Genomic DNA, 18,304 nt, shown 5'->3' with positions numbered 1-18,304 from the left:
CAAAAAAAATTTTTAGAATGTCGAAAAATTTAGTAATCGTAGAGTCCCCGGCAAAAGCAAAAACTATTCAGAAATATTTAGGAAAGGATTTTGAAGTGAAATCCAGTTTCGGGCATATCCGGGACTTGCCTAAAAAAGGAATGGGGATAGACCTTGCCACTTTTAGCCCAGATTACGAAGTTTCAGCAGACAAAAAGAAATTAGTAACAGAATTAAAGGCTGCAGTAAAAAAAGCTGACATGGTATGGCTGGCTTCCGATGAAGACCGCGAAGGAGAAGCTATTGCCTGGCATCTGGCAGATGAGCTGAAGCTGAAACCTGAGAACAGGAAAAGGATTGTCTTTCACGAGATTACTAAAAATGCCATTCTAAAAGCCATTGAAAATCCCAGGGATATTGATCAAAACCTGGTAAATGCCCAACAGGCAAGAAGAGTATTGGATAGGATTGTAGGTTTTGAAATGTCACCGGTTTTATGGAAAAAAGTAAAACCAGGATTGTCAGCAGGTAGAGTACAATCGGTAGCGGTAAGACTGATTGTAGAAAGAGAAAAAGAAATCCGTGAATTTGTACCCAGGGCAAGTTTCAAACTGGATGGGATATTCTTAAATAAGACAGAACAGGAAATTGCAGCCAAGCTTAAAAAGGATTTCGAAAAAGAAGAAGAAGCTGAAAGATTTCTTGAACAGGCAAAAACTACAGAATTCAAAGTTCTGAATGTTGAAACAAAACCTGGAACACGTTCTGCTTCTGCCCCATTTACAACCTCTACACTACAGCAGGAAGCTTCTTCCAGATTGGGATATAATGTGACGAACACCATGCGTCTGGCACAGAGATTATATGAAGAAGGATTTATTACCTATATGAGAACAGACTCGGTCAATCTTTCCCAGGAAGCAATTGAAGGTGCGAAAAAGCAAATTATCTCCGAATATGGAGCAGAATACTCTTCACCAAGAAATTATACCACAAAATCAGCTTCAGCACAGGAAGCTCACGAAGCGATCCGCCCTACGGATTTCGGAGTGAAGAGCATTGGTGATGCCCAGCTGAATAAATTGTATCAGTTAATATACAGGAGAACCCTTGCCTCTCAGATGGCAAACGCCAAAATTGAAAAAACAGTTATCGAAATCGGTAACAAATCCTTACCGCACCATTTTGAAGCACAGGGAGAGGTGATCATTTTTGACGGTTTCCTGAAAGCTTATGGTATTGTAAAGACAGAAGATGATGATGAAGAAAACAATGAAAAATTATTGCCAAAGGTAAGTGTAGGAGAAATATTGAACTATAAAAGTATTACTGCTACTGAAAAGTTTACGAGGCCAAGTGCAAGATATACCGAAGCCGGACTGGTAAGAAAACTGGAAGAATTAGGTATCGGACGTCCGTCCACTTATGCCCCTACTATTCAGACCATTCAAAACAGAGAGTATGTGGATAAAAGAGAAATTGAACCGCAAACCCGTGAGGTGATCAAAATGTCTTTAGTAAAAGATCAGATAAGGAAAGTGGTTCTGGATGAAAAGTTTGGAGGGGATAAAAATAAATTCGTTCCAACCGATATAGGAGAAGTTGTGAATGATTTTTTAACTGATAATTTCAGGGAAATTTTAGATTATGGATTTACAGCAAGAGTAGAAGAAGGCTTTGATGAGATTGCTAATGGTGATCAGAAGTGGAAAGAAATGATGACTGATTTTTACTCCAAATTCCACCCGAGAATTGAAGATGTAGAAGAAAATGCCGACCGCGCAACAGGAGACAGATTGCTGGGGATAGACCCTAAAACAGGCAAAAATGTCCACGCCAGAATCGGAAGATTTGGAGCAATGATTCAGATCGGTGAAACGGATGATGAAGAAAAACCAATTTTTGCGTCATTGATGGCAGGGCAGAATATTGCTACCATTACTCTTGAAGAAGCACTGGAATTATTTAAATTACCATTTGATCTTAAAGAATTTGAAGGGCATCCGGTTTCTGTGGGCGTAGGAAGATTCGGACCTTATGTGAAATGGGGAGAGACTTTCATCAGTATTCCTAAAGGAGAAGATCCGCTTTCCGTAGATCAGAACAGAGCGGAAGAAATTATCAATGAAAAGAAAAAAGCAGACGCCCCGATCGCTACCTATAAAGGAGAGCCGGTAACTAAAGGAACCGGTAGATTCGGTCCGTTCATTAAATATAGAGACATTTTTGTGAATGTTCCGAAAAAATATAATTTTGACAATCTTTCTCAAAGCGATATTGATGAACTGATTGATGCCAAGCTTGAAAAAGAAGCCAACCGGTATATCCAACAATGGGAAAAAGAAAAAATCTCCATTGAAAACGGAAGATGGGGACCTTTCATCAAATTTGGGAAAGCCATGTTCAAGATTCCAAAGAAAAAAGATGAGACAAAATACGATGCTGAAGAGCTGAAGGAAATTTCTCTGGATGAGGTGAAAAAATGGATCACTGATCAGGATAAAAATGCCTTTGCAGAAAAGAAAAAAGCCGACAGCAAAAAAAGCAACAACTGCTAAAAAAACTACAGCAGCAAAAAAGCCTGCAGCTAAGAAGAAATAATTATATCTTATAATGAATAAAACCGTTAACAATTTTGTTGACGGTTTTTTTTATGAACAAAAACAATATATGGTGGCAAGTTGCTATGGTTTTTTGTATGTTTGTTGCATCAAGCAATTAATAAATTATACATACTCAAATATTCAAATTAAAATATGGATTTTGAAGATTTTATCATTCCACCAAGAAATTTCAAAACAGAAAGCTGGCAGATTGGAAATCGGATTACAAAAGATATAAAAGAAGACAGCATTGTGCTTTTGTTTGTATCTGATTACAGAGGTGCAGGCGGAGAGGCAGAAGTGCAGGATTTTACAGCCATCAGAAAAGAATTTTACAGGCTTTCCCAGCTTGATTTTGAAATCCCGGTCGTAGACCTCGGGGACCTGGTTTCCGGAAAATCGGTTCAGGATTCCCATTATATATTGCAGGAAGTTTTATCGGCATGCCATTATAAAAGAGCCCTTCCGGTAGTTATCGGTGGCTCCAATGATTTCGCGTTTTCATTATTCTCAACGCTGAACTTTCATCAGAAAAATATCAATTATACCCAAATCAGCAATATTATCTCTCTTAAGCAGGGAGAGGAAATCAATGAGCATACTTTTTTTAAGCAAAAATGTTCGGGGCTAAAAAATTTTTCTATCAAAAACTATCATCACCTGGGATATCAGAAACATTTGAATGAAATGGACTCTGTCCGCCTGATTAAAGAAGTAGAATTTGATATTATCCGCCTGGCAGAAATGATGAATTCCACAGAAAAAACAGAGCCTTTCTTCAGAAAAGCAGACCTGGTCACGGTAAATTGTGATGCTATTGAAAGTTTTGGAGAGCCTTTTTCTATGAATCCACAGGTAAATGGCCTGAACAGAAGAGAAGTCTGTGCCTATATGAAAGAGATCGGACTCAGTGAGAATCTCAAATCCGTAGGAATTTTTAATTATAATATTTATTCTGAAAACCAGCTGAACCATCAGCTATTAGCTCAGATGTTGTGGTATCTGATCGAAGGAATCAATATCCAGCGATCTCATCCCAAAGAAAGGCATTATGAATTGTTTTATGTTCTGATTGATGACAGGCAGTATGCATTCAGACGTGATACTTTCAGTAATTTGTGGTATTTTGGTGACGAAGAAAACATAGATAATTGCATTCCGTGTTCCAGGAAGGATTTTGATGATGCTAAGAAAGGATGGTTGAATGCAAGACTGACGAAAATTTAATGTATGACAAATGTTCCCTCAAATGTTTCCATCATTGTTCCGGTTTATAATGTCGAAAAGTATCTGGCAAAATGTCTGGATTCTCTGGTTAACCAAAACCTTCAGGAGGTTGAAATTATTGTAGTGAACGATGGAAGCAAAGACGGCTCTGAAGAAATTATCAGGAATTACGCTCAAAAATTCCCAGAAAAGATAAAAGCTTTCTCCAAAGAAAACGGGGGCTTAAGTGATGCCCGTAATTATGGGATTGATAAGGCTACAGGGAAATACATTGGTTTTGTAGACAGTGACGATTTTGTGACGAGGGAAATGTTTGAAGATATGTTTCTCCTGGCAGAAAAGCATCAGGCTAAAATGGTTGTCTGCAATATTCAGAAAGTGAATGAAGCAGGAGAAATTACTCAAAAATTACCCCAGCTTCCCAATATGCCTGAAAAAATAAATCTTAAGGAAAATCTTTCCGTTTTCTCAGATCTCAGTTATTTTGCCTGTAACAAATTATTCAGAAAAGAATTGTTTGATGGGAAAAGATTTAAAAAAGGAGTGCATTTTGAAGATATTCAGCTCATCCCACAGCTTTTACTGGAATGTGAAGCCATTGCCCAGACTCAAAAATTCCATTATCAGTATCTTGAACGCACAGATTCCATTACTAAAACCCATACGGAAAAAGGACTCGATATACTGAAAGCAGTAATGGATGTAGAAAATGCGTTTGACAAATCGCCATACGCATCCAGAAAAAAAGAATTAAAAAATTTTCAGATTTTTGAAGGCGTATATTCCTTTCTGGCTTATTTAGCCTTCGTGAAAGAGGATGAAATATTTCATAGAATGGCCGTTCAGCTGGCTGTTTTCAGACAAGAAAGACAAATAAAAATTCAAGATATATTGAAGTATAGTCGTTTTGGTAAGAATTATCTTTTATCTTTGCCGTTAAAGAAAAAGATTTTTTATCTATTGTTTTTTGCCGGACAAAAGAAATTGATAAGAAAGTTGATGTAAACACAAATGTAGGTACTATTGTTTCGGTCTATGGAAGGTTATGACGATTAATGTTCCTTATAAGCATTATGATGCTTTTAATAGAAACATATGTGCTGGATAAGAAAAAAATGAAAAATTTTGAATTGTTCTTAAGCGGATCGGGGATACCTATTTTCTACGTGAAAATAGGTTTAGGATTTCTATTTTCCTTTTTAATTACTTTTTTCTCCATTCCTACCATTGTAAAGATTTCAAGAAGGAAAAATCTTATGGATGAACCGGGAATAAGAAGTTCGCATCTCAGAAAGATTCCCAATCTGGGAGGTATTGCCATTTTTTATTCCATTGGAATCTGCGCTTCTATTTTTGCGTACGAGCTTTTTGACTTGTATAAATTTTTTATTTGCTTCATTAATTATCCTCCTGTATGTGGGAGTAATGGATGATATTGTGGTAATGAGAGCCTATAAAAAACTTGTAGCCCAGATTGTCGTTTCCTCATTGGTGGTAATAGGCTCGGATATCAGAATCAGGAGCTTATTTGGTATATTTGGCATATATGAATTGAGCTACTTTGTAAGTATTTTATTCAGTATTATAACTTTTATTGTGCTTATTAATGCTTTCAATCTTATTGATGGAATAGACGGATTGGCAGGCGGGTACTCAGTAATCTGCAGTGCATTATTTGGAATAAGCTACTATCGGTTAGGAGAATATAATTATCCATTGGTTGTTTTATCTGTAATTATTATAGGAACGGTACTGGCTTTTTTTATATTACAATCTCTCAAACTACAGGACCAATAAAATATTTATGGGAGATACAGGTTCTATGTTGCTGGGCTTTCTGCTAGCCTTTACATCTATTTGTTTTATTGATATTTTTATTGATAAAAAGCTTGCGGATGTACCAAGATATCATTTGCAGTCGGCTCCTGCGGTAGCCGTGGCTATTTTGATCCTTCCGATTGTAGATACTTTAAACGTGATTCTGGTAAGGCTTTATCACAAGAAATCTCCGTTTGATGCTGATAAAAACCACATCCATCATAAGCTGTTAAAACTTGATCTTACCCATAGGAGATCTACTTTTTATATTATTTTGTACTATCTGATGATCGTTGGGGTAGCCTATTATTTCAGACATACGAATATCAATTTCTTACTGATGGTTATCATTTTATTAGGCTTTTTGGGAGCTTATCTCCCGGATTTGCTATATCGATTAAAAAATAACAAAAATTAACAATTTAATATTACTTTTGTAACCAATATTCAAATATGATGAAGAACTTTAAGTATTTATTTTTAATATTACCCTTTTTCGTGATTTCCTGTATCACGTCGAAAGATGTAAGGTATTTGCAGCCAAGTGAAAGCCTTGTAATTAATGAAGAAGGTCTTGTTCCCTACAATATCCCTATTTACAGGATTACAAAAAATGATATACTGAACCTTAATATTGTAACAACGCCTAAGGGAGATGCTGCACAGTTTTATTCATCCTACAATACTTCGGGAGGAGTAGGGACATCCGCTGTAAGTACCGCTGTTTCCGGAGGAAGGGCTGGGGGGAATGGTGGAGGATCCAGTTTCGGAGGAAATATGAACTTTTATTTTAACGGATTAAAAGTAGACTCCAATGGTGACATTAATGTTTTCGGAATAGGGTATGTAAAAGCAGAAGGAAGAACATTAGATGATGTTACAAAAGAAATACAGCAAAAAGTTAATGAAAACTTCCAGGATGGTAAATCTGAAGTAAGGTTAAATACCGACGGAATTACCTATTATATTCTGGGCGATGTGGAAACCACAGGTCTTTCGGGAGAGAAAGTAGCTCATAAAAATACAATGACTATTACTGAGGCACTGGCAATTAATGGTGGATTAAACAGAACGGTTGACAGAAAGAATATCGTGATCCATAGAAAACTGCCGGAAGGAATTAAAATTGCCAAAATTGACCTTACCCGTGAAGATCTTATGAATTCTCCTTATTATTACGTACAGAACGGAGATGAAATTTATCTTAATACAAGAAAGAAAAGCTTGAACGGGTTCGGTAAAGATCCTTCACAGACTTTAACCACAGTTGTTGGCTTAGTGTCAGCATTAGCAACAGTTTATCTACTCTTTAAGACTCTTTAATCATGATTCCAGAAAAAGATACTAAAGTAGGTAAAAGTGAATCTCTGAAAGAAAAGTACGGAGCATTTGCATTGTTTGACGTTGAGCATTTTTTAAGGAGGATTCTTAAAAAATTGGTACTGGTTTGTACTGATGCTGTTGATTGGATATGCCATTTCTTGGGTATATAGTAAATATTACGCACAAAACATATTTGCTTCAGATATTTCTTTGAGTACTTCAAGCAATACCGCCAGCTTTTTGCAGCCTACACAGGCCAACCAATCTATTAATTTTATTTGGGGACAAAGCGGAAATCAGGATGGGTTATATCTAAAAAAGATGTTGTTGTCAAGGTCTCATAACGAGTTTTTGGTAAAAGAACTGGATCTTTTTGTAAACTACTCTACAAAAGGACTTATAAAATCAACATATCTGGATAAAGATGATTCCCCTGTTTTCGTACAAATTGATAAAAAACATTTACAACAAATCAACTACCCATTTACGCTGATTCCAAAAGGAGGTGGTGCTTATGAAGTAGTTTTACCTGAAGAAGGAGAGTCTACCAATCTATATAATTTTGAAACAGAAAGCTTTCAGAATATCAGTACTTACAGCAAACCTGCGAATAAAATTATCAGGATTAATGAATGGTATACTTCACCTAATCTGAGATTCAGGTTACTCCATAATCCTGTTACCCCCAAAATTAAACTGGATAATATTATTGTAAGTCTGAATTCTGTAAACCAGAGTGTTAATGAGATTATTTCTACTACCAGTGTTGATTTCGATAAAGAAATCAGCAGTATTATGGTGATCACCAAGAAAGGGTATAACCTTAACAGTACGGTTAACTTTCTGAACAAATCTGTTGCAGAACTTCAGAAAAAAAAGACTTGCAGATAAAAATATAGTCAATAAAAATACAGATCTTTATTTGCAGGCAAACCTGGATAAGATCCGGAAAAAGCTGGATTCCAGTGCGAATGTTCTGAATTACCTCAAAACATCCGAAAAACTATATAATATTAAGGACAGGGATGAAAAATCACTGGTTAAAATAAAAAGAGCTTGAAGCAAAAAAAAGCTGATATTCTAAGTAAAATCAGTTCGCTTAATAATATCAAAAATACCCTTCAGTCTCAGGATTTTGATAAAATGATCGGTACCAATGCTGCAGGTTTTGAAGACGGGTTGTTTACTGCCTCTGTAACTGAACTTAAAGCATTGTATGCTAAAAGAGCAGAAATGGTATTAATATATAAGCCAAATTCCGAGCCTATCAAAGAAATAAACAGGCTTATTAACGAAGCTAAGATGGGTTCATATAATAGTCTGAGAAATTATTATACTAAATATTATGACGAAATCAATAAGATTGATCGTGAAGTCGTAGAAGCGAATTCAGATCTGGCCTCATATCCTGAAAAAGAAAGAAGATACCTGGATGCAGAGAGAGGGTATAATATGATTGAAGCAACATATAACAGCCTGTTAAGCAGACAGAATGATACCCAGATGAGAATGGCGACCAACCAATCGGATATCACTGTAATTGACCCTGCTAAAAATCTTGGACAGCACCCGATAGGTCCCAATATTAAGCTCGCTAAAATCGGAATTATTTCTGGTATGCTTTTACTTCCGGTATTATTTATCCTGATAGGAGAGCTGCTTGATAGTAAGATCAGAAATATTAAAGAATTATTGAGCGCTACCAAAATTCCGCTTCTTGGAGTAATCGGAAACAATAGCAATGAAAACATGCTTACCGTTTTGGAACAGCCAAAATCATCCGTATCTGAAGCCTTCAGGGGAATAAGGGCAAATATGAGATTTTTGATGGATAATCATGAAGAAGGTAAAGGAAAAGTAATTCTGATTACTTCTTCCATTGGAGGAGAAGGGAAGATCTATATTTCCATCAACTTATCTTCCGTAATAGGATTAAGTGATAAGAAAACAATTCTGCTGGGGATGGACCTTAGAAAACCTAAGATTTTCGGGGATTTTAAAATTGATAATAAATATGGTATCTCCAATTATCTGACAGGAGAAGTGGGAATTGACCAGATTATCAACAAAACAAAAATTCCTAATCTGGATGTAGCGACTTCAGGGCCTATTCCACCAAACCCGTCTGAGCTTTTGATGAGCCAGAGAAATATTCAGTTTATAGAAGAACTGAGAGAAAAATATGACTTCATTATTATAGATTCACCACCTGTGGGATTGGTTGCAGATTCCTATGAATTGATGAAGCTCTCGGATGCTAATATTTATGTTGTCCGTCATGAATATACAGAAAAGTATATGTTGAAAATGATTACTGAAAAATATCATAACAATGAGATCAGCCACTTAGGATTGATCTACAATGATTACAACACGAAACAAGGTTATGGCTACGGATATGGCTATGGTTACGGGTATGGTTACGGATATGGTTATTTTGATGAAGACAAAAACTATAAAGAACCATTGTTGATCAGAATAAGGAATAAAGTGCAGACGATGTTTAATAAAAAATAGAGCCTTAAACCCTCATCCCATGGGGGTTTTTTCATACTTGTTGTGTTTTCAATCTATGAAATAAAGAATATTTTTGCCACTTTGTCGTTTACTTTATAACAAATTATGTTTTTTTGTTTATTTTTAACTAAACATTAAGATTATCATTAATATAAAAATGTTTTATATTTGCAAAAATTAAATTTTAAAATAACCATAAATCCATATTCTTTTATGAATAAAAAATTATTGTTTAGCTTCCTTGCCTTCCTTGGAGTGGTAAGTGTTAAAGCACAAAGAAACGAATTGGGAGTTCGTCTAGGGATGAGTAACCTAGTGGGAGATGTAGGAAGGACAAATTATATTTTACAAAAGCCGTTGGATTTAAATAGAGTTTCAGATTGGGGAATCCCATTTTATGGAGGGTTATTATATAGATTTAATTTTAACCCGCATCAGACTGTCAGATTGGATTTAGGATATAACCAGATCCAGTTTAATGATAAAGTTGCGAAAGAAGAATATAGAAAAAATAGAAACTCATACGGGAAAAACAATGTGTATGAGGCAAGTTTAATGTTTGAATACAATTTTTTTCCAATCAATAATGAGCAGATAAGTATGGTAAGCCCGTATATTTTTGGGGGGATTGGTGCTCTGATGTTTGATGCCCCTAAAGCAACATTGGAAAATGATTTTAGAAGAGACGCTGATGGTGTAGCATTGGCTCCTATAAATGAACTGGACTTTACTACCAGAACAAACTATTCATTAGGAAAGAAAGTAACAATGCATATCCCTTTTGGTGTAGGATTGAAGTACAAATTTAATCATACATGGGCTATATTTGCAGAAGCTACCTTCAGATATACATTGACAGATCAGCTGGATCACAGTAAGATTCTCGCTGAAGATGTAAAAACTTCTTTTAATGCAGATATTTTAGATCCATCTACAGGGGCTTCCCTGTTGCAGTCAGGGAGCTATTATGCTGTTGCAAAAGAAAGACAAGAAGAGTTTATTAATAAGAGAAATATTGGAGACAGCAGATCCAAAGACTGGATGAATACATTCAGTTTAGGACTGACTTTTTCGTTTGGAAGACCTCCATGTTATTGTGATTAATATGTCGTTGATTAAAGATAAAATAAATTCTGAGAATTTACCAAAGCATGTAGCCATCATTATGGATGGTAATGGAAGATGGGCAAAATCTCGTGGCGAAGAAAGAACGTTCGGTCACAAAAATGCCATTAATGCCGTAAGAAATGCGATTAATGCCTGTAATGAGATCAATATTCCCTATTTAACCCTTTATACATTCTCCTCTGAAAACTGGAGCCGCCCAACCGAAGAAGTGAATACACTGATGAATCTTCTGGTGGAAACCTTACTGTTGGAAGCGGAAGAAATTTTTAGCAAAGGGTTGAGAATGCATGTAATAGGAAATATGGAGAAACTACCGGTACTCGTAAGAGAACAATTGCAGCGTGTGGTAGATCTTACAAAAGAAAACACAAAAGGAAACTTAGTATTGGCGATAAGCTATGGCTCTCAAAATGAAATTCTGAATGCCGTGAGAAATATAAGTTCTGATGTAAAAGAAGGAAAAATAGAGGTAGAGAATATTGATGAAAAATTATTCGAAAATTATTTGTATACCAAAGATTTTCCTCCTGTAGACCTACTGATCAGAACCAGCGGTGAAATAAGAATAAGTAATTTCCTTCTTTGGCAGATTGCTTATGCAGAATTACAGTTTTTAGATGTCCTATGGCCGGATTTTACCAAAGATATTTTCTTTCAGTCTATCGTAGATTATCAAAATAAAGAAAGAAGATACGGTTTAACCGGAGAACAGGTACAAGGCCAATAAATTTTTAAGAAAAGAAAGACTCGATAAAATGAAGTTTAGACTATTACCCATCATTATGTTTGCTGCTTCTGCGCATTTTTATGGACAAGTAACTCCACAGGACAGCACTAAAGTAAATAATGCTGTACATGCAGAAAGTGAAGTAGGCACTTATACACTTAAAGACATAGTTGTAGATGGGGTAAAAAAATATACACCCGCGCAGATTCTGCGGTTTACAGGCTTATCCAAAGGAGAAAGTGTAGACATTCCGGGACAGAAAATCAGTAATGCTGTGAAAAAGCTTTGGGATACCCAATCATTTTCTGAAGTGGAAGTATACGTTCAAAGCATTGAAGGCCAGACCGTAGTCCTTAGATTTTACCTGCAGGACCTGAAAGAACTTGGAGAAGTTAAATTTGCAGGAAAAGGGATCGGAAAATCTAAAGGGGAAAAACTGGCTAAGGATAATAACCTGAAACCAGGAACCAAAATTACTCAAAACTTAGTTTCAAGCCTGAAAACAAACATTCCGAAAGACTATATTAAAAAAGGTTTCGCAGATGCTAAAGTCAGTATTGAAGATAAAGTAAATGCTGGGGACCCTGCTTTAGTAGACTGGACGATCACGGTAGATAAAGGAAAAAGAGTCAAAATCGATCATATCGAATTTGAAGGAAATCAAAAATGTATCAGACAGACAGCTCCGGAAAAAAGCCTTTAAAGAAACCAAACAAAAGCGTTTCGGAATCGGTGGTATTCTGAAGTCTTCAAAATTCATAGAAGAAAAATATCAGGAAGACAAACAAAACCTGATCAGCTTTTATAACTCTTTAGGATACAGAGATGCAAAGATCGTATCAGATTCTGTATGGAGGAATAAAAATAGAAACTACGAGATCAATGTAAAGCTTAACGAAGGTAAAAAATATTATATTGGTGATATTACGTTCACTGGTAATACCGTTTATTCTACAGAGGCCTTACAAAGATTATTAGGATATAAAAAAAGGTGATATCTACGATGCTGTAGGATTTAATAAAAAAGTAGGAGAAGACGGAGGTAAAGAAGACGATTCGGATATCAAATCCATGTACATGAACAACGGATACCTTTTCTCCAATGTAACCCCTGTGGAAAAATCAGTTTCAGGGGATGCTGTTAATCTGGAAGTTAGAATTAATGAAGGGGAACAGGCTACATGGAATAAAGTTACCTGGCAGGGGAATACCACAACCCATGATCATGTGATCCTGAGATCATTAAGAACAAAACCGGGAAATCTCTTCGCAAAAAGCGATATCAAGAGAACTTATTTTGATCTTGCCGGAATGTCTTTCTTTGATCCGCAACAGATCGGACAAGATATCCAGCCGAATCAAACAGATAATACAGTTGATATCAACTGGAAACTCGTGGAAAAAGGATCTTCACAGGTTCAGCTACAGGCAGGTTACGGAGGTAACAGCTTCATTGGAACCTTAGGATTGACGTTCAATAACTTCTCATTAAAAAATTTCCTTAAGTTTAAAGACTTTAAACCTGTTCCGCAGGGAGATGGTCAAACCTTCTCTATTCAGGTTCAGGCCGGTCAGTATTTCCAGAACTACGGGATATCATTTACAGAACCTTGGTTATTTGGAACTAAACCTACTGCCCTTTCTGTAAGTTTAAATAACTCCAGAGTAAAGTATACAGATGCCTACGGAAGTTCTCAGAAGCTTAATATTTTCTCTGCGTCAGTAGGTCTGAACAGATATTTACACTGGCCGGATGATTATTTTTCATTATATACCGGGCTGCAGTTTCAAAAGTACGACTTCAATAACTATCCGTTCCAGTTTGGGGATACAACAGAGTATTATGGAAATGCCAATAACTTTAGTATCAACTTAGGCTTAAGCAGAAACTCTGCCGGGATAGATCCAATCTTCCCTACAACAGGCTCCAATATTGAACTTTCTGCCAAATTGACCCCGCCATATTCATTGTTTAGCAACAAAGACTATTCTACAATGAAACCTGTAGATAAATATAAATGGATGGAGTTCTATAAAATCAAGTTTAAAGCTGACGTATATAATGAAATCGTTGGAAAACTGGTGTTGAGATCTTCAGCTGAAATGGGATTCATGGATGGTTATAACAAACAATTGGGGGCGCCGCCTTTCGAAAGATTTTATGTAGGAGGTACCGGACTATTCGGCGGTAGATATGATGGTAGGGAATTGATTCCTTTAAGAGGGTATGAAAATGCCAGTACTTACGGTGGAGAATCTGCCGATATTACACAAAGAGGAGGAGGAACCATCTACAACAGATTTACACTGGAACTGAGATATCCGATATCTTTAAATCAAACTGCTAAAATTTATGCATTAACATTTGCTGAAGGAGGTAACGTATGGAACTCATGGGGCAACTATAACCCATTCCAGCTGAAGAGATCAGTAGGAGTAGGGGTAAGAGTTTATATGGGAGCATTTGGATTGATCGGATTTGACTTTGCATACGGATTTGATAAAACAATTTCAGGAAACCCATCCGGATGGCAAAACCACTTCTTAATGAACCAATCATTATAATTATAACTATGAAGAACTTTAAAGTAACTTTCACATTGGTATTCCTGCTGTTTTTTTGGGCTAAGCAATGCTCAGAAAATAGGAGTGGTGGATACTAATGAAATTTTAAATAAGCTTCCTCAGTATAAAGAAGCCGAAGCGAGGCTCAATGCGCAAATTGATACCTGGCAGTCAGAACTTCAAAACCTGCAGTCGGAATATGAACGCAAAAAAGCAGCTTTTGAAAGTGAAAAAGTTTTATTAATAGGAGATCAACTGAAGCTGAGAGAAAAGGAAGTAGTGGATCTTGAGAAAAATATTAAAACAACAACCAGCTTACGTTTTGGTGCCAATGGCGAAATCACTAAACTTAGAACAAATCTGGTTCAGCCATTCCAGGATCAGATCTGGGAAGCCATCAAAACAATGTCTGAAAAAAATGGGTTGGGCATAGTTCTTGATAAAAGCAATAACATTAGTGTTATTTTTCTTCAGGGAAAATATGATTACACAGAAAAAGTGCTCAGTATTTTACTGAAAGGAACTGATAAAAAAGAAAAAACTAATAACAAAAGTAAAAAGTAATTATTAAATTAACTTTTTTAAAAAAATTAAATCTAAAAACAAATTAAATTATTTATTTACCAATTATGAAAAAATTAAGTGTATTATTTGCAGCAGTAATGATGATTGTATCTGTAGGTATGGCTAAAGCTCAAAAAAATTGCTACTTTAGATGTAATAGGAGTTCTTAACGCAATGCCTGAGAAGAAAAAAAGCAGATGCTGATCTTAAAACATTCTTGGACACTAAACAAGCTGAGATTAAGAAAAAAAGCTGATGCCGGACAAGCTAAACTAAAGCAATACAGCGAAGAAGCTCCTAAGAAAACTGCAGAAGAAAACAAAGCCAGAGAAGCTGAATTACAAAAAAATTCAGGAAGAAATCGCTCAAATGCAAGACAAAGCTCAGAAAGACTTACAAGCTAAACAGGATGTAGCTTTTGGACCAATTGAGAAAAAATTGAATGATGCAGTAGAAAAAGTAGCTAAAGCTAACGGGTACGAGTACGTTATGGATGCAAACTCACCGGCATTCCTTTACAAAGCAGGAGCAGATGCTACTCCGGCTGTAAAGAAAGAATTAGGAATTCAATAATTTCTGCAAATTAACAAAGATTTATAAAACTAACCGCCTCTTTTAGAGGCGGTTTTTTTATTTTTGCGGAATGGAAAAAGAAGTATCAACCACGGTAAAGGTTAGATTTAGTGATTGTGATCCGATCGGACATTTAAATAATGTGAAGTATCTTGATTATATGTTCAACGCCAGAGAAGATCACGTGGAAACATTTTACGGGTTTACCTATGAGGAATATACTAAACAGACAGGCTGTACCTGGATTGCAATTCAAAATGAAATTGCCTATTTGAAAGAAGTAAGATACAATACCCAGGTGGTGATCAGCAGTAAAACTATAGAGATACAGGACAGAACGGCTAAAGTGGAAATCCTTATGAAAAGTTTGGATGAGAAGACAATTCATGCTGTACTTTGGGTAACAGTTATTTATTTTAATATCAAAACCAGAAGATCTGAAGTGCACCCGGAAGATATAAAAGAAACATTCCAGAAATTTTATGTGGATTTAATACAAAAGGATTTTCAGTCGAGAGTTAAATTTTTGAGATCTCAAAATGCGAAAAACTCTTAATTAAAATCTTTAATAACCTATAATTAATAATTAGATGAAAAAAATACTAGTAATAGGGAGTAATGGCCAATTAGGTAACTGTATCAGAAAAATAGCTCCTGACTTCGAGAATCAATATGAATTTTTATTTACAGATTCCTCAACTCTTGATATTACAAATGAAGAAGAGATTAATGACTATTTTTACGATAATAAACCAGATTATTGCATTAATGCTTCTGCTTATACAGCCGTAGACCTTGCTGAAAAAGAAAAAGAAAAAGCTTTTGCAGTAAATGCTGAAGGAGTAGCTCATCTTGCCCAGGCTTGTGTAGACTTTAAAAGTATTCTGATTCACGTTTCTACAGACTATGTTTTTGATGGAAATACAAACCTTCCTTATTCTGAAGATGATTTTACCAATCCGATAGGAGTATATGGAAAATCAAAACGAAAAGGGGAAGAGCTGGCCTTGGAAATCAATCCCCGGACAATCATTTTAAGAACCTCGTGGCTTTACTCAGAGTTCAACAAAAACTTTGTTAAAACAATGCTGAACCTATTCTCTCAGAAAGATGAACTGGGAATTGTAGCAGATCAGTTTGGACAACCTACCAATGCTAATGACCTTGCAGAGGCTATCATGAATATCATTAATACTCCAAATAAAACCTTTGGGATCTTCCATTTTTCAAACTATCCTGAAACAACCTGGTTTGAATTTGCTCAGAAGATCGCAGAATTCTCAAAATCCTCAATCAAATTAAATCCGTTGACAACTGAACAATATCCCACTCCGGCAAAAAGACCTGTGAGAAGTACGATGTCACTGGATAAGATTGAAGAAACTTATAATATAGAACCAAAACATTGGGAGAACAGCCTAGAAGAATGTGTTGATATCCTTTCACAACAATAATTATTATGAAAAATATCGCCATTGTCTTTTTTGTATTATGTGTGCAATTATGGAATGCACAAAATGTTTTTCTGACCAGAATAGAAAAAATAAACGATAACACGGATAAATTTTTATATAAAAAAGATGATGCAATAGCTGATGCCATATATTTGGGAATTGTAGATGTACAGGGATTTTCAAAAGATGATGCCGCTGTTTTTTCTTTGTTATATAAGAAAGCAAAAGAAATTGGTGCCAATACCTTTACTCTGAAACCTTTTGAAAACGTAGATGGAACACCCCAGCCATTTAATCCTGCAAATTATAGGCTGGCCTTATATTATACTCCGAAAGAAAAATTAAAGGTTCAGAATGGAATGATTTACATATTTGCATCATCAGAAAAAGATCAGAAAATAAATGTCAACAAAAAAAGATTACACGTTATCACCCAGGACATTTATAAAAATTAAAATAGAACCCGGTGAAGTTTACACCATATCTACTAAAAAAACTTTTAGGATCAACTGTAAAAATACAGCCTAAAACCAATGAAGATAATTCATATTTTCAGATTTCATCTTTGAAAGTAAAATCGGATACTTCAGGCTATGGTGGATTAAATTTGAAATCAGGAGATATTGTAGGACTTGAGAAGTCGTATGCAGAATTTTTAAGTGTGATCTATAAAGAAGATAAACCGTAAAATAAAATTCCCCCTGAATTAAAATAAAATTCACTGACAATCCCTTCCGTAGGAATCTGCTATGTTAGGTTCCTACGGTTTCTATTTCATTTTTAAGAATAACATAAGGATCAAATCCTTGTCTACTATTCTTACTCCATGCTTTTCTACTTCCTATTCCAGACTCTTTTTGTTCTCCTCTACCAGGAATTCAATTCTGCTATCAATCCAATTCCCCCAGACGACGGAAGATTTGAGACAATGGATAATAGATGGATGACAATACACGATTGATAATAGATCCCGGATACGTATACATTTTGGCTAAAGCCGGTGGAATTTTATGGTTTTTATTGAGCCCGGGCTAAAGCCCGGGCCTATTGAATAGGTATATTTATAATATTCTCAAAGCTTAAAAACAATGATTAATTTACCATCCAGCCGTCATTGATAAAAAAATTACTCCAACTTTTAATTTTCCAATTGCCCCCTTTAAACATTTGTTTATAATTTTTATCGCTAATTGCCAGCCTTTTAGCTTAAAATAGGAATGGAAAATGAATTTTATGTTAACTAGACTTGTTTTGCGTTGTATAAAGTTGTTATCTTTGCCCCACTGAAAACGAGAGAGTATCAGTCAAGCGCAGAAGAGCTTTTAGGTAAGCAAGAACATTATAATACTTCATAAGATAAAGACAAAAAAACTTTAAATTTTTTTTAACAAAAAAGATTGTGAGTTAAAATAAAGTTTGTATCTTTGCAGTCCGAATAAATCGGAGCGCAGGAGTAGGGGTGATTGAGGTTTTGAGAAGGATTAAGGTTACTTAAAAAAACTTTAAAATTTTCTTCAGGAACATTTGGTCATTACAAAATAAAGTTTTACTTTTGCACTCGCAAATACGGAGCGGATATAGACAGAAAGATTGCTTCGTTAAAAAGCGGAAGATATAAAGATCATTGACATACAATATAACAACCAAGTAAGGAAAAACTAAAGCGTTAAAAACTTTGAGTGAGTCAGACAAACATACAATGGAGAGTTTGATCCTGGCTCAGGATGAACGCTAGCGGGAGGCCTAACACATGCAAGCCGAGCGGTAGATTGCTTTCGGGCAATTGAGAGCGGCGTACGGGTGCGGAACACGTGTGCAACCTGCCT

The 18,304-nt window shown here is 35.6% G+C and carries 16 protein-coding genes, 1 rRNA gene and 2 pseudogenes; all 19 read left to right on the top strand.

The window, feature by feature from the left end; genetic code table 11:
- Positions 1–17: 17 nt before the first annotated feature.
- Entirely contained in the window at positions 18–2,537 is a 2,520-nt protein-coding gene (gene topA / locus HX13_RS02130) for a type I DNA topoisomerase (protein WP_128572160.1), read from the top strand.
- A 198-nt stretch (positions 2,538–2,735) separates the two neighbouring features.
- A complete protein-coding gene (locus HX13_RS02125) occupies positions 2,736–3,809 on the top strand; it encodes a formimidoylglutamase (protein ID WP_050019728.1) in 1,074 nt (357 codons plus the stop codon).
- Positions 3,810–3,812: 3 nt separating this feature from the next.
- Complete coding sequence (locus HX13_RS02120; protein ID WP_128572159.1) at positions 3,813–4,814, top strand: glycosyltransferase family 2 protein; 1,002 nt, start codon at positions 3,813–3,815, stop codon at positions 4,812–4,814.
- A gap of 110 nt (positions 4,815–4,924) precedes the next feature.
- Positions 4,925–5,242: a hypothetical protein gene (locus tag HX13_RS25870; protein ID WP_316931215.1), complete on the top strand. Its 318-nt coding sequence runs from the start codon at positions 4,925–4,927 to the stop codon at positions 5,240–5,242.
- Entirely contained in the window at positions 5,235–5,606 is a 372-nt protein-coding gene (locus HX13_RS25865; RefSeq protein WP_316931214.1) for a hypothetical protein, read from the top strand. The genes HX13_RS25870 and HX13_RS25865 overlap by 8 nt, the downstream gene beginning before the upstream one ends.
- Positions 5,607–5,613: 7 nt before the next feature.
- Positions 5,614–6,045, top strand: coding sequence for a hypothetical protein (locus HX13_RS25860; protein ID WP_410493099.1), 432 nt, complete (start codon positions 5,614–5,616; stop codon positions 6,043–6,045).
- A 35-nt stretch (positions 6,046–6,080) separates the two neighbouring features.
- Positions 6,081–6,950: a polysaccharide biosynthesis/export family protein gene (locus HX13_RS02110; RefSeq protein ID WP_082129148.1), complete on the top strand. Its 870-nt coding sequence runs from the start codon at positions 6,081–6,083 to the stop codon at positions 6,948–6,950.
- A 2-nt stretch (positions 6,951–6,952) separates the two neighbouring features.
- A pseudogene (locus HX13_RS02105) lies at positions 6,953–9,467 on the top strand (polysaccharide biosynthesis tyrosine autokinase).
- Between the two features lie 213 nt (positions 9,468–9,680).
- A complete protein-coding gene (locus HX13_RS02100; protein WP_050019726.1) occupies positions 9,681–10,571 on the top strand; it encodes a DUF6089 family protein in 891 nt (296 codons plus the stop codon).
- Position 10,572: 1 nt separating this feature from the next.
- Complete coding sequence (locus HX13_RS02095) at positions 10,573–11,322, top strand: isoprenyl transferase (protein ID WP_050019725.1); 750 nt, start codon at positions 10,573–10,575, stop codon at positions 11,320–11,322.
- A gap of 28 nt (positions 11,323–11,350) precedes the next feature.
- Positions 11,351–13,887: pseudogene (bamA, locus tag HX13_RS02090) on the top strand (outer membrane protein assembly factor BamA).
- Positions 13,888–13,974: 87 nt separating this feature from the next.
- On the top strand, positions 13,975–14,451 hold the full coding sequence (locus tag HX13_RS02085) for an OmpH family outer membrane protein (protein ID WP_238554963.1): 477 nt from the start codon (positions 13,975–13,977) through the stop codon (positions 14,449–14,451).
- A 197-nt stretch (positions 14,452–14,648) separates the two neighbouring features.
- Positions 14,649–14,855 carry a hypothetical protein gene (locus tag HX13_RS23175; RefSeq protein ID WP_238554962.1) on the top strand — a complete coding sequence of 69 codons (207 nt, stop codon included), beginning with the start codon at positions 14,649–14,651 and terminating at the stop codon, positions 14,853–14,855.
- A complete protein-coding gene (locus HX13_RS23170) occupies positions 14,758–15,024 on the top strand; it encodes an OmpH family outer membrane protein (RefSeq protein WP_316931220.1) in 267 nt (88 codons plus the stop codon). Before HX13_RS23175 ends, HX13_RS23170 begins: the two co-directional genes overlap by 98 nt.
- A gap of 70 nt (positions 15,025–15,094) precedes the next feature.
- The gene (locus HX13_RS02075; protein WP_050019723.1) at positions 15,095–15,580 is read left to right on the top strand and encodes an acyl-CoA thioesterase; all 486 of its coding nucleotides are present in this window, start codon (positions 15,095–15,097) and stop codon (positions 15,578–15,580) included.
- A 34-nt stretch (positions 15,581–15,614) separates the two neighbouring features.
- A complete protein-coding gene (gene rfbD / locus HX13_RS02070; RefSeq protein WP_050019722.1) occupies positions 15,615–16,478 on the top strand; it encodes a dTDP-4-dehydrorhamnose reductase in 864 nt (287 codons plus the stop codon).
- Positions 16,479–16,483: 5 nt separating this feature from the next.
- On the top strand, positions 16,484–16,933 hold the full coding sequence (locus HX13_RS02065) for a hypothetical protein (protein WP_238554961.1): 450 nt from the start codon (positions 16,484–16,486) through the stop codon (positions 16,931–16,933).
- An 11-nt stretch (positions 16,934–16,944) separates the two neighbouring features.
- On the top strand, positions 16,945–17,166 hold the full coding sequence (locus HX13_RS23165) for a hypothetical protein (protein WP_238554960.1): 222 nt from the start codon (positions 16,945–16,947) through the stop codon (positions 17,164–17,166).
- 1,008 nt (positions 17,167–18,174) lie between these two features.
- Positions 18,175–18,304, top strand: a 16S ribosomal RNA gene (locus HX13_RS02060); the annotation flags it as partial.

The organism is Chryseobacterium sp. P1-3 (assembly GCF_000738495.1).
Lineage (GTDB): Bacteria > Bacteroidota > Bacteroidia > Flavobacteriales > Weeksellaceae > Chryseobacterium > Chryseobacterium gallinarum.
This window is presented reverse-complemented; position numbering and strand designations above follow the sequence as displayed.

Bases quoted from the DNA above. Each gene is read 5' to 3' on its own strand.
- topA (WP_128572160.1), top strand. From the start codon at position 18: ATGTCGAAAAATTTAGTAATCGTAGAGTCCCCGGCAAAAGCAAAAACT.
- HX13_RS02125 (WP_050019728.1), top strand. From the start codon at position 2,736: ATGGATTTTGAAGATTTTATCATTCCACCAAGAAATTTCAAAACAGAA.
- HX13_RS02120 (WP_128572159.1), top strand. From the start codon at position 3,813: ATGACAAATGTTCCCTCAAATGTTTCCATCATTGTTCCGGTTTATAAT.
- HX13_RS25870 (WP_316931215.1), top strand. From the start codon at position 4,925: ATGAAAAATTTTGAATTGTTCTTAAGCGGATCGGGGATACCTATTTTC.
- HX13_RS25865 (WP_316931214.1), top strand. From the start codon at position 5,235: ATGGATGATATTGTGGTAATGAGAGCCTATAAAAAACTTGTAGCCCAG.
- HX13_RS25860 (WP_410493099.1), top strand. From the start codon at position 5,614: ATGGGAGATACAGGTTCTATGTTGCTGGGCTTTCTGCTAGCCTTTACA.
- HX13_RS02110 (WP_082129148.1), top strand. From the start codon at position 6,081: ATGATGAAGAACTTTAAGTATTTATTTTTAATATTACCCTTTTTCGTG.
- HX13_RS02100 (WP_050019726.1), top strand. From the start codon at position 9,681: ATGAATAAAAAATTATTGTTTAGCTTCCTTGCCTTCCTTGGAGTGGTA.
- HX13_RS02095 (WP_050019725.1), top strand. From the start codon at position 10,573: ATGTCGTTGATTAAAGATAAAATAAATTCTGAGAATTTACCAAAGCAT.
- HX13_RS23175 (WP_238554962.1), top strand. From the start codon at position 14,649: ATGCTGATCTTAAAACATTCTTGGACACTAAACAAGCTGAGATTAAGA.
- HX13_RS02075 (WP_050019723.1), top strand. From the start codon at position 15,095: ATGGAAAAAGAAGTATCAACCACGGTAAAGGTTAGATTTAGTGATTGT.
- rfbD (WP_050019722.1), top strand. From the start codon at position 15,615: ATGAAAAAAATACTAGTAATAGGGAGTAATGGCCAATTAGGTAACTGT.
- HX13_RS02065 (WP_238554961.1), top strand. From the start codon at position 16,484: ATGAAAAATATCGCCATTGTCTTTTTTGTATTATGTGTGCAATTATGG.